The following is a 16,391-nucleotide window of genomic DNA, read 5'->3' as shown; positions in this document are numbered from 1 at the left end:
ACGGAGCCAGGTGGCGCGGGGGCACGAAGGTGCCGTCCCGGGCTTCCGGCCCGGACTGTCGGCGGGCGGGCGTACGCTTGGCAACCCCGGCCCGTGAGACGTGTCGGGCTGCTGCGTTGTTCGCCTCGCTGGGACGGAACCCTCACATGAGCCTGACTGGTCTGCTCGACGTCGTCGCAAAGGACCCGGCGCTCGCCGAAGCGGTGCAGGCCGCGACCGACGGGCACCGCCCCCAGGTGGATCTGGTGGGGCCGCCGGCCGCCCGCCCCTTCGCGATCGCCGCGCTCGCCCGGCAGGCCGGCCGCCCGGTGCTCGCGGTCACCGCCACGGGCCGGGAGGCCGAGGACCTCGCCGCCGCGCTGCGCAGCCTGGTGCCGGCCGGCGAGGACAACTCCGTCGTGGAGTTCCCGTCCTGGGAGACCCTGCCGCACGAGCGGCTCTCCCCGCGCTCGGACACCGTCGGCCGCCGCCTCGCGGTGCTGCGCCGGCTCGCCCACCCGCGCGAGGACGACCCCACGGCCGGTCCCGTCTCCGTCGTCGTCGCCCCCATCCGCTCGGTGCTCCAGCCGCAGGTCAAGGGCCTGGGCGACCTGGAGCCGGTGAGTCTGCGCACGGGGCAGACCGCCGACCTCGAAGAGATCGTCGACGGGCTGGCGGCGGCCGCGTACGCACGGGTGGAGCTGGTCGAGAAGCGCGGCGAGTTCGCGGTCCGCGGCGGCATCCTGGACGTCTTCCCGCCGACCGAGGAGCACCCGCTCCGGGTCGAGTTCTGGGGCGACGACGTCGAGGAGATCCGCTACTTCAAGGTCGCCGACCAGCGGTCCCTGGAGGTCGCCGAGCACGGGCTGTGGGCGCCGCCCTGCCGCGAGCTGCTGCTGACCGCTGAGGTGCGGGAGAGGGCCGCGGCGCTCGCCGAGCAGCACCCCGAGCTGGGCGAACTCCTCGGCAAGATCGCCGAGGGGATCGCCGTCGAAGGCATGGAGTCACTGGCTCCGGTCCTGGTGGACGACATGGAGCTGCTGCTGGACGTGCTGCCCAAGGGCTCGATGGCCGTGGTGTGCGACCCGGAGCGGGTACGGACCCGGGCCGCCGATCTGGTGGCCACGAGCCAGGAATTCCTCCAGGCGTCCTGGGCGGCGGCCGCGATGTCCGGCGCGGGCGGCGGGCAGGCCGACGGCGGAGCGGCCCCGATCGATGTCGGCGCGGCCTCCCTGTGGGGCATCGCGGACGTCCGGGACCGGGCGCGCGAGCTGGGGATGATGTGGTGGTCGGTCAGCCCGTTCGCGGCCGATGAGGACCTGGCGGCCGACGGCGACACCCTCAAGCTGGGCATGCACGCCCCCGACACCTACCGCGGTGACACCCAGCGGGCGCTGGCCGACACCAAGCAGTGGCTCGCGGACGGCTGGCGCACGGTCTTCCTCACCGAGGCGCACGGCCCGGCAGCCCGCACGGTCGAGGTCCTCGGCGGCGAGGGCATCCCCGCCCGCCTGGACGCCGAGCTGGCCGACATCGCCCCGGCCCTCGTCCATGTCTCCTGCGGCTCCCTCGACAACGGCTTCATCGCCCCCGGGCTCCGGCTCGCCGTCCTCACCGAGACCGACCTCTCCGGCCAGAAGGCGGCCGGCAAGGACGGTGCCCGGATGCCGGCCCGCCGCCGCAAGACCATCGACCCGCTCACCCTGGAAGCCGGCGACTTCATCGTCCACGAGCAGCACGGGGTGGGCCGCTACATCGAGATGGTGCAGCGCACGGTCCAGGGCGCCACCCGTGAGTACCTCCTCGTCGAGTACGCACCGGCCAAGCGCGGCCAGCCCGGCGACCGCCTCTACATCCCCACCGACCAGCTGGAGCAGGTCACCAAGTACGTCGGTGGCGAGGCCCCGACGCTGCACCGGCTCGGCGGCGCCGACTGGACCAAGACCAAGGCGCGCGCCAAGAAGGCCGTCAAGGAGATCGCCGCCGACCTGATCAAGCTGTACTCCGCGCGGATGGCGGCGCCCGGTCACGTCTTCGGCCCGGACACCCCCTGGCAGCGCGAGCTGGAGGACGCCTTCCCGTACGCGGAGACGCCCGACCAGCTCACCACCATCGCCGAGGTCAAGGAGGACATGGAGAAGTCGGTCCCGATGGACCGGCTGATCTGCGGCGACGTCGGCTACGGCAAGACCGAGATCGCGGTCCGCGCCGCCTTCAAGGCCGTCCAGGACGGCAAGCAGGTCGCCGTCCTCGTGCCGACCACCCTCCTCGTCCAGCAGCACTTCGGCACCTTCACCGAGCGCTACGGCCAGTTCCCGGTCAACGTCCGGGCGCTGTCCCGCTTCCAGACCGACACCGAGGCCAAGGCCGTCCTCGAAGGGCTGCGGGAGGGCTCCGTCGACCTCGTCATCGGCACCCACCGGCTGTTCTCCGCCGAGACCAAGTTCAAGGACCTGGGCCTGGTCATCGTCGACGAGGAGCAGCGGTTCGGCGTCGAGCACAAGGAGCAGCTGAAGAAGCTCCGCGCCAACGTCGACGTCCTCACCATGTCCGCCACCCCCATCCCCCGCACCCTGGAGATGGCGGTCACCGGCATCCGCGAGATGTCCACCATCACCACCCCGCCCGAGGAGCGCCACCCGGTCCTCACCTTCGTCGGCCCCTACGAGCAGAAGCAGATCGGCGCGGCCATCCGCCGTGAACTGCTGCGCGAGGGCCAGGTCTTCTACATCCACAACCGGGTCGAGTCCATCGACAAGGCCGCCGCCCGGCTCCGCGAGATCGTCCCCGAGGCCCGCATCCAGACCGCTCACGGCCAGATGGGCGAGTCCCAACTGGAGCAGGTCGTCGTCGACTTCTGGGAGAAGAAGTTCGACGTCCTGGTCTCGACGACGATCGTCGAGTCCGGCATCGACATCTCCAACGCCAACACCCTGATCGTCGAGCGCGGCGACAACTTCGGTCTCTCCCAGCTCCACCAGCTGCGTGGCCGGGTCGGCCGCGGCCGCGAGCGCGGCTACGCCTACTTCCTCTACCCGCCGGAGAAGCCGCTCACCGAGACCGCCCACGAGCGGCTGGCGACCATCGCCCAGCACACCGAGATGGGCGCCGGTATGTACGTCGCCATGAAGGACCTGGAGATCCGCGGCGCGGGCAACCTCCTCGGCGGCGAGCAGTCCGGCCATATCGCCGGCGTCGGCTTCGACCTCTACGTCCGTATGGTCGGCGAGGCGGTCGCCGACTACCGCGCCTCCCTCGAAGGCGGCGTCGAGGAGGAGCCGCCCCTGGAGGTCAAGATCGAACTCCCGGTGGACGCGCACGTCCCGCACGACTACGCCCCCGGCGAGCGGCTGCGCCTCCAGGCCTACCGCGCCATCGCCTCGGCCACGTCGGAGGAGGACATCGCGGCCGTCCGCGAGGAGCTGACCGACCGCTACGGCAAGCTGCCCGAGCCCGTCGAGAACCTCCTGCTGGTCGCCGGCCTGCGGATGCTGGCCCGCGCCTGCGGGGTCTCCGACATCACGCTCCAGGGCGCCAACGTCCGTTTCGGCCCCGTCGAGTTGCGCGAGTCCCAGGAACTGCGCCTCAAGCGGCTGTATCCCCGTACGGTCCTCAAGCCGGCCACGCAACAAATTCTTGTGCCGCGGCCCACGGCGGGGAAGATCGGCGGCAAGCCGGTGGTTGGACGCGAGCTGCTGGCTTGGACAGGAGAGTTCCTCTCCACCGTTTTGGGCTCGTAGCCCCGCTTCCCACGTTGCGGGTGGCGCCGCCGTGCCTTGTTTTTCGCCTTCGGCGGGGGTGGGTGTGTTTGGGCGGGGGCCGCTTGTTGGTTGTGGTGGGTGCCGGGTGCGGCCCTCCGGGGCCTGTGTTGTGGACTGCTTCGCTTTACGTCCACAACACAGGCCCCTCCGGGCCGCCCCCTCCCGTCCGGTTGGCGGCCTCCGTCCGGTGGGGGAGATGTCAAAGACCAGTAGTGCGGCCGCATCGTGGCGCGGCGGAACTACTGGTCTTTGACAATTCTTCCCACTGGGGTGGGGTCTCTTCTGCCGACGGGAGGGTGTGGGGGCTCCGGGGTGGGTGTTCGGACGTAAAGCGAAGCAGTCCGAACACCCACCCCGGAGGCCGCACACCCGGCACCCACCACATACCGGGGCCCCACCCCTACACACCCCTCCCGCCGAAGGCGAAACAACAGAAGAGGCACGGCGGGCCACCGCCAACGCGGGCGTCAGGGCGTCACTTCGCGGACGTTCGGTGGAACACCAGAAGGTCCGTCGTGTCGCCGAGAACCACATACGTGGAGCGGGGATGCCGGGCCTTGGTCTCCGCCAACACTTGCCGCGGGGTGCGGTCATCACGCAGCTGGACAGCGACGTACTGGGGCGCCAGCCCCCCCGTGTCGCCGATCCAGAAGACCTGGGTGCGGTGGGTGAGGCGGCTCAGCGGGCGGATGTCGGACTCCACGGTCGCGCCGTCGGGTATGCGCTCCAGCAGCTTCTCGTCGGCGGTGACGTTCGGTGGGGTGCGGTAGGTGGCGGCCTCGGTGAGCCGGGCCAGGGGCAGATTGGCGGTCAGCGCGAGGGCCGCGGCCAGGAGGGCGGCCGGCAGATGGTGGGCGTACGAGCGGAGCCAGGGGCGGGCCGAGACCCGTATGCGGGGCAGGGCGTCGATCAGTGCGAGGAAGACGACCGGCATCAGGACGGCGTTGTAGTGCCAGTCGGTGCCCCAGTAGTGCGGCTCGTGGGAGAGGAAGCGCCAGCCGAGGGTGGGCAGCGCGACCAGGAGGAGGGGTGAGCGCAGCGCGAGCAGTCCGGTGGTGGGGAGCAGGACCCACAGGGTGGTGCGGACGGCGTCGTCGAGGGGGATGGTGGCGCCGCCGCCTTCGGCGCCGAACTTGGTCCAGTAGTCGTACGAGCCGGAGCCGTTGAAGCCGGGTATCAGCAGGCCGAGGGTGACGGCGGTGGCGGTGATGCCGAAGGCGACCAGGCCGATGGCCAGGGGGCTGGCCCGGCGGGTGCGTATCAGGGCGAGCGCGCCGATGGTGGCCGCGGTCACCCCGAGGTCTTCCTTGACCAGCACCAGGGGCGCGGCCCAGCAGACCGCCGCGGTCCAGCGTCCGCGCAGCACCGCTTCGAGCGCGAACGCGATCAGCGGCAGGGCGAAGGCGATCTCGTGGAAGTCGAAGTCGACGGCCTTCTGTACACCCCAGGACATGCCGTAGGCGATGCCGACGGCCAGGCCCGGGAGGCGGCCCAGGTGGCGGGCGGCGGCGCGGGTAACCGGCAGCACGGACAGCGCGAACAGCGCGGCCTGCGCGGTCAGCAGGGTCACGGGTGAGGGGAACACCCGGTAGAAGGGGGCGAGCACGATCAGTATGGGGCTGAAGTGGTCGCCGAGGATGTTCGTGCCGGGGCCCTTGAGGTCGACGATCGGCGCCTGGAAGTGCGCGTAGCCCCGTACGGCCTGTTCGAAGATGCCCAGGTCCCAGGAGGAGATGGACATGGTGCGGAACCGGAAGAGGGAGACCAGCGCGAACGCGAGGAAGAAGAAGGCGGCGGTCCAGTAGGGGTCCAGGCGCGGGGTGCGGAGGGGCGCGGTCCGGGTCCGCAGCCGGTCGGCGGTGTGCCGCAGCCGGCCGGGCGGGGCCGGGGGTGGTGCGCCGGTGGTCGTGGTCGCGGCGGCGGCCGGCCCGGCGGTCCGGGGCGGCGGCACCGTGCCGCTGTTCTCTCCCAGAATCCGTCCGGGGGCGCCCCCAGCCGTTGCTGCGGCCGTTTCCATGCGGATCCTCACTCTCCCCGACCCGAAAAGATACTCGAACCGGCTGACCGGTCCGCCCGGTGGCCGCTGCGCTGCGACGGCCGGGCCGGCAGTGGGTCAGACGTGGTCCTGGGGCGGCGCGTTCCCGGGGAGGGACGGCCGCCGGCCCGGCACCGCGACCCCGCGGTGCCGGGCCGGGGTCCGGAGCGGGGCGGGGAGCCAGTGGCTCAGAGAGCCGGCTTGGACAGCGGAGCAGAAACCGACCCCGGCACAGATCGTTGGCCGAAGCAGTGGCCTGGGCCACGCCGACTCCATAGCATCGATCAATCAAGGTCGAGACTCCGTCGCACGATCTGCCGGGAGGCCATGTGTTCCGCCGAAGGACAGCGCTCTCCGTATCCGCCACCGCCGCTCTGCTGGCCGCGACCCCGTTGCTGGCCGCGTGCGGCAACGACGCCCATCCCGGTGCCGCGGCCATCGTGGACGGGAAGCGGATCACCGTCTCGCAGCTTCAGGCGAAGGTGAAGGACGTGCGCGCCGCGCAGGCCAAGTCCCCGCAGGGCGGGCAGCTCGTCATGAACACCGGGCGGCTGAGCCTGGCCACTCTCAACGGCATGATCTTCGATGAGGTGCTGGCGCGCGGTGCGCAGGACGCCGGGGTGACGGTCAGCCGCGGTGACATCCAGAAGTGGCGGGGCCGGGCCGAGAAGCAGGCCGGCAGTGCCGAGCGGCTGAAGGCGATGTGGCTTCAGCAGGGGGTCGCCCCGGACGAGATCGACGCCATGGTCCGCAATCAGCTGCTGCTCGACGGCGTCGCCGAGCATCTGCACGCGGACCGCCGCGCGCCGCAGGGCCAGCAGAAGCTCGCCCGCGCGCTGGCCAAGACCTCCCGGTCCATGGGGATCGACGTCAATCCGCGGTTCGGCAAGTGGGACGACCAGCAGGTCATCCTCGGCGAGACCAAGGACCCGTGGATCACCCGGGAGCCCGCGAAGCAGCAGGCCTGACCGGAAGCCGGGCGGTCGGGCGGTCGGGCGGTGGGTCGGTGGGGCGGTGGGTCGGGCGGTCGGCCCGGGGCCGGAAGCCCACCGCCGGCAGCCCGACCGCCGACCGGCCGCCCGGCCGTCTCGGCCCCACCCGCCCACCGCCACCGATGGGTGTCGGTGCCGTGCGTTACGTTCGAGGCGTGAACGCTGACGCCTCCGCCTCCGCCTCCGCCTCCGCCGCCGGTACCGGCGCCGACGCCCGCCCCGAGGGTGCCGGTACCGGACGCCTGGTTCTGCTCACCACCAGCCACCGGGTCGCCCCCGGGCTCCTGTCCTGGCCCGCATGGCAGATATTGCGGGCGGCCGACCGTGTGGTGAGCGCCGATCCGGATCATCCGCAGCTGCCGTATCTGCGGGAGGCCGGTATCGAGGTGGAGACCGCCGCGCCCGCCGCCCGCGAACTGGTCGACTACTGCGTGCCGGAGGCCCGTACGGCCGTCGTGCTGACCTCGGCGGACGGGGAGAGTGCGCTGACCGACGGCCTGGCGCGGCTGGCCGGTTCCGGGCGGGAGACCATGCCGGATCTTGAGCTGCTGCCCGGCTCCTACGACCTGCCCGGTGCTCGGCTGCTCGATCTCGTCCAGGTCATGGACCAGATCCGCGCCGAGTGCCCCTGGAGCAGCGTCCGTACGCACCGCGATCTTGCCAAGTACGGGATCGAGGAGGCGTATGAGCTGGTCGAGGCCATCGAGGAGGGCGACCGCGCGGAGCTGAGGGAGGAGCTCGGGGATGTGCTTCTCCAGGTCGTCTTCCATGCCCGGATCGCGCAGGACGATCCGGACGAGCCGTTCTCCATCGACGATGTGGCGGGCACGCTCGTGGAGAAGCTGCTGCACCGCCACCCCCATGTCTTCGGGGACGAGGACGCGGCCACCCCGGAGGACGTCAAGGCGCACTGGCTGCGGAAGAAGGCGGAGGAGAAGCAGCGGGAGTCGGTGACGGAGGGAATTCCGCTGGCGCAGCCGGGGCTGGCGCTCGCGGCGAAGCTGGCGTCGCGGGTGCGGACGGCGGGCATCGAGGTCGCGCCGCCGGCCGGCGAGGGCATCGGCTACGAACTGCTGGCGCTCGCCGTACGGGCGGAGGCGGACGGCGTCGACCCGGAGGCCGCCCTGCGCGCGGCGGCCCGGGCCTACCGTGATGCGGTGGTGGCCGCCGAGGGCAGCGCCAGGTAGGCGCTGCCGAACAAGCGGGGCCGCTCAATACAGAGGGCGCGCGCCGGGTGGGCGGGCGCCGCTCAGCCAAGACGTCACCGACGGCCCCGCTCAGTCAGCAGGTGACCGACGGCGTCACCGCCTCGCCTGCCGTGACCGCCGCCTTCCGGCCCCCGCCGGCGGCACGCCGCCGCATGCGTTCCAGCGCCCACAGGGCCACGACCACGGCGGCCAGCAGCGCGCCCAGCACGCACACCCCGTGCCAGCCCGCGGCGCCCCAGACCGCCGAGGTGAGGGCGGAGCCGACCGCGCCGCCCACGAAGTAGCTGGTCATGTAGGCGGAGTTGAGGCGGTTACGGGATTCCGGGCGCACCGCGTAGACCAGGTTCTGGTTGCTGATGTGGACCGCCTGTGCGGACAGGTCCAGGATGATCACCCCGGCGAGCAGGGCGGCCAGGGACCAGGCGCCGCCCGCTCCGCCGAGGGCCAGCAGGCCCCACGAACCCAGCAGCAGGAACGCCGCCGCGCCGGTGACCCGGTGCGCCAGGCCGCGGTCCGCCAGCCGTCCGGCCACCGAGGCGGACAGCGAGCCGGCCGCGCCGACGAGGCCCAGAAGCCCGATGGCCGACTCCTGCCAGCCGTAGGAGGGCCCGGACATCAGGAACGCCAGCGCCGTCCACAGCACGCTGAAGCCCGCGAAGGTCAGGGCGCCCAGCGCGCCCCGCCACCGCAGCACCGGCTCCTGGCGGAACAGTGCCAGCGTGGAGCGCAGCAGCGCCGGATAGCGCAGCCCGGCGGTGGTGCGCAGGGCCGGCAGCCGGAGCCGCAGCAGCACTGCCATGAGCAGCATCAGCGCCGCGTTGACCCAGTACACGGTGCGCCAGCCGCCCAGCTCGGCGAGCAGCCCGGCGGCCGTACGGGCCAGCAGGATGCCGAGCAGCAGCCCGGTCATGACGGTGCCGACGGTCCGGCCGCGCTCGGCGGGCGCCGCGAGGGTCGCCGCGTACGGCACCACGACCTGGGCGGCGACCGAGGCGAGACCGGTCAGGGCGGTGCCGGTGAGCAGGAGGGCGGCGTTGGGCGCGCTCGCCGTGACGGTGAGGAAGACCGCGGTCAGCGCGGTCAGGGTGACGGCCAGCCGGCGCCGCTCCAGCAGATCGCCGAGCGGGACGAGCAGCAGCAGACCGAGGCCGTAGCCGACCTGGGCGACGGTGACGACCAGTGCGGCGGTGGCCGCGGACAGGTGCAGATCGCGGCCGATGACGTCCAGCAGCGGCTGGGCGAAGTAGTTGCCGGCGACGGAGAGTCCGGCGGCGACCGACATCAGCAGCAGGGTGCCGCGGCCCAGGCCCGGTCGCGTCGCGGGGGTGTCCCCGGCGGCCGGCTCCGGTATGTGCTCGGTCTCCATGACCTGACCTCCTCAGTGCGCCCACGGCCACCGCGGCGGCGGGCATGTTCCAGCCTGGGGCCGGGCGATCGATGAGTCCAACACATCGTTGTCATCGCATCGATCGTGGATGCAGATCGATGGCTTTAGGGTCGGTGGGTATGGAGCTTCAGCAGATGCGGTATGTGGTCGCGGTCGCGGAGACCGGCGGGTTCACCCGGGCCGCTGAGCGCTGTCATGTGGTGCAGTCCGCGCTCAGCCATCAGATCGCCCGGCTGGAGAAGGAGCTCGGGGCCCGGCTCTTCGACCGGACCAGCCGCAGTGTCCGGCTGACCGCCGCCGGGGAGGCGTTCGTCCCGGTCGCCCGGCAGGCGCTGGAGGCGGCCGAACGGGCCCGCGCCGAGGTGGCGGCGGCGACCGGGGAGGTGCGCGGCCGGCTCGCGGTCGGCGCGATCACCACCGTCGCGGCCGTGGATCTCGCCCGTGAGCTGGGGGCCTTCCGTACGCGGTGCCCGCAGGTGCGGATCAGTCTCCAGACCGACATGAGCGATGAGCTGATCGAACAGGTGCGGCAGGGCGTGCTGGACGTCGCGTTCGTCGGGCTGGTGCCCGCGGCCCGCACCGTCGGCGTACGGGAGAAGGAGCTGGGGCGCGGCGAGCTGGTCGCCGTCGTGCCGCCGGGCCATCCGCTGGCGGGGCGGGAGTGGACCACGCTGTCGCGGATGGCGCGGGAGACCTTCGTCGACTTCACGGCGGGGTCGGCGGCCCGCCGGCAGCGCGATGACGCGTTCCGGGCGGCGGGGCTGACCTCGGAGGTGGCGTTCGAGGTGACCACGGTCGAGTTCCTGGCGAAGCTGGTGCGGGCGGGCCTGGGCGTCGGCATGGTCCCGGAGGCCATCGCCTCCGAGCTGGCCGGGCTGCACATCGTGCGGGTGCGCCCGGCGCCCGAGCGCACCGAGCGGGTGGTGTGGAGCGGCCTCGGCCCGTCGCCGGCGGCGGTGGCTTTTCTGGCCGGGCTGGGGGTGGAGGTCTCGTAGCCGGGCCCCCGCCCGGTGCGCGGGCGCGCCGTTGTGCGCCCAGCGGTTACGGTCGGAAGGTGCACGACAAGCCCCACACCCCCGCCGCCGACGCCCCGGCGGGCTGCCCCGCCGCCGGGCCCGCCCCCGCGCTGTTCACCTGGGAGTTCGCCGCCGACCCGTACCCCGCGTACGCCTGGCTGCGCGAGCATGCGCCGGTGCACCGGACCGAGCTGCCCAGCGGCGTCGAGGCCTGGCTGGTGACGCGGTACACCGAGGCGCGGCAGGCGCTCGCCGACGCCCGGCTGTCCAAGAACCCGGTCCACCACAGCGAGGCCGCGCACGGCAAGGGCAAGGTCGGCATCCCGGGGGAGCGCAGCGCCAACCTGATGACGCATCTGCTCAATATCGACCCCCCGGACCACACCCGGCTGCGCCGGCTGGTCTCGAAGGCGTTCACCCCGCGCCGGGTCGCCGCCTTCGCCCCGCGGGTCCAGGAGCTGACCGACCAGCTCATCGACGCCATGATCGACAAGCCGGGCGGCGCGGGACAGGCCGATCTGATCCATGAGTTCGCGTTCCCGCTGCCCATCTACGCGATCTGCGATCTGCTGGGGGTGCCGCGCGAGGACCAGGACGACTTCCGGGACTGGGCGGGCATGATGATCCGGCACGGCGGGGGGCCGCGCGGCGGCGTCGCCCGCTCCGTGAAGAAGATGCGCGGCTATCTCGCCGAGCTGATCCACCGCAAGCGCGAGACCCTGGGCGACACCGCCGAGCCGGACGAGGATCTGATCTCCGCCCTGATCAGGGCCTCCGACCACGGTGAGCATCTGACCGAGAACGAGGCCGCCGCGATGGCCTTCATCCTGCTGTTCGCCGGTTTTGAGACCACCGTGAACTTGATCGGCAACGGCCTCTACGCGCTGCTGCGCCACCCCGCCCAGCGGGAGCTGCTCCAGAAGTCGATCGCGGCGGGTGACACCGAGCTGCTCACCACCGGCATCGAGGAACTGCTCCGCTACGACGGTCCCGTGGAGCTGGCGACCTGGCGGTTCGCGACCGAGGAGCTGACGCTCGGCGGGCAGCGGATCGCCGAGGGGGACCCGGTCCTGGTGGTGCTGGCCGCCGCCGACCGCGACCCGGCGCGCTTCGACGAGCCGGATGTGCTCGATCTGACCCGGCGTGACAACCAGCATCTGGGATACGGGCACGGCATCCACTACTGCCTGGGCGCGCCGCTCGCCCGGCTCGAAGGACAGACCGCGCTGGCGACCCTGCTGGCCCGGCTCCCGGACATCCGGCTTGCGGCGGAACCGGATGATTTGCGCTGGCGCGGCGGACTCATCATGCGCGGACTGCGTTCACTTCCGGTGGAGTTCACTCCGGATCGGCTCTGACCAGCGACAAGGCCATATGTGACGCAGAGTCAACTGCGTGACCTTTACGTGATCTCCGCTACACCGACTTGTGACTACCCGTGACCCCGGCTACCTTTCGACCCTACGATCGACAGGCTTCACTCGATCGGTCGAAGCGGTGATGTGGGGGACCGTTGTAACGGTGCCGCTCGCGTGCGTCGGCCGGCCGGAAGCCTCGTCGAGCAGCTCGAAGAGCTCGTCGACAACTCAACCGCCGCGCGAAAGGCATCCGCATGCGTTCCGGGAACGGCCGACATCGTCGCCCCCGTCAGGCACCGGCCATCTTTGTCACGGCGGGAGTGACCGGCGCCGGCTTCGCCCTCCCCCTCCTCGGGGCGAGCGGCGCACACGCCGCCGACACCGCGACCTGGGACAAGGTCGCCCAGTGCGAGAGCGCAGGCGTGTGGAGCGCCGCCTCGGGCAACGGCTACTACGGCGGCCTCCAGCTGACCCAGGAAATGTGGGACAACTACGGCGGCTCGGCCTACGCCTCGCGCCCCGACTACGCCAGTCGCTCCCAGCAGATCGCCGTGGCCGAGTCGATCCTCGACGACCGCGGGCCGGACGCCTGGCCGAGCTGTGCCGTGAACGCGGGGCTGACCGGCGACGGCAAGGCCCCGGAGGTCGACCCGGGCGGCACCAGCACCCCCGAGCCCGACCCGTCGGACTCCCAGGGTTCCCTCGACCCCTGGGGCACCTCCGGTTCCCACGACCACGGGGACTCCGCCGGCAAGGACGACGAGCCGAGCGGGCAGCCGTCCGACGCGACGCCGTCGCCCGACGCCTCGGACTCCGGTGAGCCCGGCGACGCGTCCACGAGCCCGGAGCCGTCCGACCCGGCGACGCCCGGCGACCGGGACGACGATCACGACCCGTCGCAGTCCGCCGACCCGTCCGACGATGCCCCGTCCGACGGCGACGCGTCCGGCAGCCCCTCCACGGACCCGTCCGAGGACGGCAGCCGCACGGACAGCACCGGCACGCCGCGTGAGGTGCCCGCCAAGGGCAAGCACCGCGGCGAGGCGGGCGACGGGGGCGCCAAGGGTGACGACGGCAGGTCCGGCGGCCGGCACGCCTCGCGGGGCGATGACGCGCACCGTACGGGCCCGGCGGCCGGCGGCGACTACACGGTGCGCCCGGGTGACAGCCTGTCAGCCATCGCCGCGGCCCACCGGCTGCCCGGCGGATGGCCCGCGCTCTACGACCGCAACGAGGGCGTCATCGGCACCGACGCGGACCTGATCCAGCCCGGTCAGCAGCTCGATCTCGGGCGGAACGCAGGGTAGTTCGGCACCCTTCGCCCTCTTTTGGGAAAGTGAGACAAGGGTCTCGTTGACTCTCGTGGGGTCCGGTGTGCGCAACACCGGCATACCGGGCCTCACCTGCGGATATGTAACCAACCCGTGATCAAAAACGGTCAACTTGGTTCAGATGGTGGGGTTTGAACCCCAAGGGCATTACTGCTTAACGTCAGGATCGCTCGCCAAAGCGAGCCCCTCGATCACACGCCGAATCCTGCCGGTGGTCGAAGGCACTTGACGCGCAAGCGCCGAAGGCAGGAGCGGGGGACCCAAGGTAAGTGCCGGCCCCGCCCGTGAAAACGGGTCAACCGGCTTGGGGTGAAGCCAGGTGCGCTTGCGTACCCGGCCGGGCGACTCATCAGCCCGAACCCGACAGCTCACCTCGTAGGCGTCGGTGAGGAAACGAACGAACCATGCTGATCTTCAAGGGCAAGCACCGTCGTCCCTCCAAGGCCGTCCGCGTCGCCACCCTCGCCGGTGTCGCCGGTGCCGCCGTGGCCGTCCCGATGATGGGTGCCACCTCCGCCTCCGCCGCCTCCGTCGCCACCTGGGACAAGGTCGCCCAGTGCGAGTCCGGCGGCAACTGGTCGATCAACACCGGTAACGGCTACTACGGTGGCCTCCAGTTCTCCAACTCCAGCTGGGCCGCCGCCGGTGGCACCAAGTACGCGCCGCGCGCCGACCTGGCCAGCAAGGCCCAGCAGATCTCCGCCGCCGAGAAGCTCCTCGCCATCCAGGGCCCGGGCGCCTGGTCCTGCGCCGGTGCGGGCAACCTGACCGCCGGCGGTCCGTCCCCCGACGTCGACACCTCCGCGCAGACCAAGTCCGCGCCGAAGCAGGAGTCCGCCAAGCCGGAGGTCAAGAAGGCCCCGTCCCAGGACCGTGCCTCGCGCTCCGCCGAGCGCAAGTCCACCGGCCACGGCAACTACACCGTCAAGGCGGGCGACACCCTCGCCAAGATCGCCAAGGCCCACGGCACCAACTGGAAGTCGGTCTACGAGGCCAACAAGTCGGTCATCGGCGGCAACCCGAACCTGATCATCCCGGGTCAGCAGCTCAACGTCTGAGCCGGAGCTCACCGGGGCTCCTGAGGGCCCGAGCGGCGGGCCCCCTTTCCCTCCGTGAGACCGCCCCGTCACGGCGCGCCCTTCCCCCCAGCGCGCCGTGGCGGGGCTTCTCATGTTCCGGGCCGCACCCGGCCCGCCCGGCCGTCGGCAGGCCGCTGACCGGCGCCGTTCCGCGACTTTTCCCGTTCGGCGAACAATGTGCCAAACGTCCCGCGTACTGGGCCTTTGGGCAGGTTTTCGGGGGTGTTCCGTCCCACGGAGCGGGCCAAGGGCAGGCGGACGAGCCCGGGGCCGTTAGGCTCATGCGCAGAACGCCAGACACCCACGAAGGAGACAACGTGCCGTCGATCGACGTCGTCGTAGCCCGCGAAATTCTCGACTCGCGAGGTAATCCCACGGTCGAGGTCGAGGTCGGCCTCGACGACGGCAGCACCGGCCGTGCCGCCGTCCCGTCCGGCGCCTCCACCGGCGCCTTCGAGGCCATCGAGCTCCGCGACGGCGACCCGAACCGCTACCTCGGCAAGGGCGTCGAGAAGGCCGTCCTGGCCGTCATCGAGCAGATCGGCCCGGAGCTCGTCGGCTACGACGCGACCGAGCAGCGGCTGATCGACCAGGCGATGTTCGACCTGGACGCCACCGACAACAAGGGCTCGCTCGGCGCCAACGCCATCCTCGGCGTCTCCCTCGCCGTCGCGCACGCCGCCTCCGAGGCCAGCGACCTCCCGCTGTTCCGCTACCTCGGCGGCCCGAACGCGCACGTCCTGCCCGTCCCGATGATGAACATCCTCAACGGTGGGTCGCACGCCGACTCCAACGTGGACATCCAGGAGTTCATGATCGCCCCGATCGGCGCGGAGTCCTTCTCCGAGGCGCTGCGCTGGGGTACCGAGGTCTACCACACCCTCAAGAAGGTCCTGAAGGAGCGCGGCCTGTCCACCGGTCTCGGTGACGAGGGTGGCTTCGCCCCGAACCTGGGCTCCAACCGTGAGGCCCTCGACCTCATCCTGGAGGCCATCAAGCAGGCCGGTTACGCCCCCGGCCAGGACATCGCGCTCGCGCTGGACGTCGCCGCCTCCGAGTTCTACAAGGACGGCAAGTACCAGTTCGAGGGCAAGGACCGCTCGGCCGCCGAGATGACCGAGTACTACGAGGAGCTGGTGGCGGCCTACCCGCTGGTCTCCATCGAGGACCCGCTGTTCGAGGACGACTGGGCCGGCTGGAAGGTCATCACCGACAAGCTCGGCGCCAAGGTCCAGCTGGTCGGCGACGACCTGTTCGTCACCAACCCCGAGCGCCTGGCCCGCGGCATCGAGGAGGGCTCCGCCAACGCGCTGCTGGTGAAGGTCAACCAGATCGGCTCGCTGACCGAGACCCTGGACGCCGTCGAGCTGGCCCAGCGCAACGGCTTCAAGTGCATGATGTCGCACCGCTCCGGTGAGACCGAGGACGTCACCATCGCCGACCTCGCCGTCGCCACCAACTGCGGCCAGATCAAGACCGGCGCCCCGGCCCGCTCCGAGCGCGTCGCCAAGTACAACCAGCTGCTGCGCATCGAGGAGATCCTCGACGACGCCGCGGTCTACGCCGGCCGCTCCGCCTTCCCGCGCTTCCGCCACGGCAGCTGACGAAGACGGCCCGCTGCCAGGCCGGACAGGGCAGCAGGGGCTGAACGGGCGAGGCAATCGCCCCGCGCCCCGTACGTCCCCGGCGACGGTCCCGTACCGTTGCCGGGGACGTACCTGCTTGAAGCAGTCAGGCGTCCGTCAGTGAAGGGGAGACGACGTGCCCGCGGACCGGTTCTCGACCGCGACCCGACTCAAGGCGCTCGGCGAGCAGGCCGCCGCCCGCGTCTACCGCGCCCGGCCGCCCCGCCGCAACCGCCTCACCGGCCGTGCCGCCCTGCTGGCGCTGGTGATGTGCTCCCTGGTCGTCGCGCTCGCGTATCCCATAAGGCAGTACGTCTCCCAGCGCTCCGACATCGCCGAGCAGCGCCGCAGGGCCCAGGACGCCGGTGCGGCGCTGGACCGGCTGCGGGAGCAGAAGGCCCGCTGGCAGGACCCCGCGTTCGTACGCCAGCAGGCCCGCCGGCATCTGCACTACGTCATGCCGGGCGAGGCCGGATATATCGTCCCGGACGGTTCCGGCACCGGCCCGGCACCCAAGGGGGCGCGGGCGGCGCAGCGCCCCTGGTACGAGAATCTGTGGGACGCCGTCGACGCCGCCGACAAGCGGTGACGCCGGCCCGTACCGCTCGCGGGCGGCAGCC

At 71.9% G+C, this 16,391-nt stretch carries 11 protein-coding genes and 1 riboswitch; of the genes, 9 read left to right on the top strand and 2 right to left on the bottom strand.

Features of this window, described 5'->3' with window-relative positions; all coding sequences use genetic code 11:
• Window positions 1–146: 146 nt before the first annotated feature.
• Window positions 147–3,719, top strand: a complete 3,573-nt coding sequence (gene mfd / locus CP981_RS15835; RefSeq protein WP_085926309.1) for a transcription-repair coupling factor — start codon at window positions 147–149, stop codon at window positions 3,717–3,719.
• A 496-nt stretch (window positions 3,720–4,215) separates the two neighbouring features.
• Here mfd and CP981_RS15830 read toward each other — a convergent pair whose 3' ends face one another.
• On the bottom strand, window positions 4,216–5,757 hold the full coding sequence (locus CP981_RS15830; RefSeq protein WP_085926310.1) for a DUF2079 domain-containing protein: 1,542 nt from the start codon (window positions 5,755–5,757) through the stop codon (window positions 4,216–4,218).
• 347 nt (window positions 5,758–6,104) lie between these two features.
• Between CP981_RS15830 and CP981_RS15825 the strand changes: the two genes are divergently transcribed.
• Together CP981_RS15825 and CP981_RS15820 are read left to right on the top strand one after the other, a co-directional pair.
• Window positions 6,105–6,743 (top strand): SurA N-terminal domain-containing protein, encoded by a 639-nt coding sequence (locus CP981_RS15825; RefSeq protein WP_085926311.1) that lies wholly within the window; start codon window positions 6,105–6,107, stop codon window positions 6,741–6,743.
• Between the two features lie 146 nt (window positions 6,744–6,889).
• A complete protein-coding gene (locus CP981_RS15820) occupies window positions 6,890–7,954 on the top strand; it encodes a nucleoside triphosphate pyrophosphohydrolase (protein WP_425282133.1) in 1,065 nt (354 codons plus the stop codon).
• A gap of 94 nt (window positions 7,955–8,048) precedes the next feature.
• On the opposite strand, the gene CP981_RS15815 is transcribed toward CP981_RS15820, so the two are convergent.
• Window positions 8,049–9,341, bottom strand: a complete 1,293-nt coding sequence (locus CP981_RS15815) for an MFS transporter (RefSeq protein WP_085926313.1) — start codon at window positions 9,339–9,341, stop codon at window positions 8,049–8,051.
• A 140-nt stretch (window positions 9,342–9,481) separates the two neighbouring features.
• On the opposite strand from CP981_RS15815, the gene CP981_RS15810 reads away from it, so the two are divergent.
• From CP981_RS15810 to CP981_RS15785, 6 genes are all read left to right on the top strand, one after another.
• Window positions 9,482–10,357 carry a LysR family transcriptional regulator gene (locus tag CP981_RS15810; RefSeq protein WP_085926314.1) on the top strand — a complete coding sequence of 292 codons (876 nt, stop codon included), beginning with the start codon at window positions 9,482–9,484 and terminating at the stop codon, window positions 10,355–10,357.
• Between the two features lie 59 nt (window positions 10,358–10,416).
• Window positions 10,417–11,736, top strand: a complete 1,320-nt coding sequence (locus CP981_RS15805; protein ID WP_085926315.1) for a cytochrome P450 family protein — start codon at window positions 10,417–10,419, stop codon at window positions 11,734–11,736.
• A gap of 254 nt (window positions 11,737–11,990) precedes the next feature.
• Window positions 11,991–13,043, top strand: a complete 1,053-nt coding sequence (locus tag CP981_RS15800; protein WP_085926316.1) for a LysM peptidoglycan-binding domain-containing protein — start codon at window positions 11,991–11,993, stop codon at window positions 13,041–13,043.
• A gap of 251 nt (window positions 13,044–13,294) precedes the next feature.
• Window positions 13,295–13,464, top strand: a riboswitch (cyclic di-AMP (ydaO/yuaA leader).
• Window positions 13,465–13,471: 7 nt separating this feature from the next.
• Window positions 13,472–14,125, top strand: coding sequence for a LysM peptidoglycan-binding domain-containing protein (locus CP981_RS15795; RefSeq protein ID WP_280116710.1), 654 nt, complete (start codon window positions 13,472–13,474; stop codon window positions 14,123–14,125).
• 338 nt (window positions 14,126–14,463) lie between these two features.
• Window positions 14,464–15,750: a phosphopyruvate hydratase gene (gene eno / locus CP981_RS15790; RefSeq protein WP_244329666.1), complete on the top strand. Its 1,287-nt coding sequence runs from the start codon at window positions 14,464–14,466 to the stop codon at window positions 15,748–15,750.
• Window positions 15,751–15,907: 157 nt separating this feature from the next.
• The gene (locus CP981_RS15785; protein ID WP_085926318.1) at window positions 15,908–16,360 is read left to right on the top strand and encodes an FtsB family cell division protein; all 453 of its coding nucleotides are present in this window, start codon (window positions 15,908–15,910) and stop codon (window positions 16,358–16,360) included.
• The last annotated feature ends 31 nt before the right edge of the window (window positions 16,361–16,391 follow it).

Origin of the sequence: Streptomyces platensis (assembly GCF_008704855.1) — a bacterium.
In the GTDB taxonomy this organism is placed as follows: domain Bacteria; phylum Actinomycetota; class Actinomycetes; order Streptomycetales; family Streptomycetaceae; genus Streptomyces; species Streptomyces platensis.
The sequence above is the reverse complement of the archived record's forward strand: the minus strand, read 5'-3'. Positions and strand labels throughout refer to the sequence as shown.

Excerpts from the sequence above, each read along its gene's own strand:
- mfd (WP_085926309.1), top strand. The coding sequence starts at position 147 with ATGAGCCTGACTGGTCTGCTCGACGTCGTCGCAAAGGACCCGGCGCTC.
- CP981_RS15830 (WP_085926310.1), bottom strand. The coding sequence starts at position 5,757 with ATGGAAACGGCCGCAGCAACGGCTGGGGGCGCCCCCGGACGGATTCTG.
- CP981_RS15820 (WP_425282133.1), top strand. The coding sequence starts at position 6,890 with ATGGGTGTCGGTGCCGTGCGTTACGTTCGAGGCGTGAACGCTGACGCC.
- CP981_RS15815 (WP_085926313.1), bottom strand. The coding sequence starts at position 9,341 with ATGGAGACCGAGCACATACCGGAGCCGGCCGCCGGGGACACCCCCGCG.
- CP981_RS15810 (WP_085926314.1), top strand. The coding sequence starts at position 9,482 with ATGGAGCTTCAGCAGATGCGGTATGTGGTCGCGGTCGCGGAGACCGGC.
- CP981_RS15800 (WP_085926316.1), top strand. The coding sequence starts at position 11,991 with ATGCGTTCCGGGAACGGCCGACATCGTCGCCCCCGTCAGGCACCGGCC.
- CP981_RS15795 (WP_280116710.1), top strand. The coding sequence starts at position 13,472 with ATGCTGATCTTCAAGGGCAAGCACCGTCGTCCCTCCAAGGCCGTCCGC.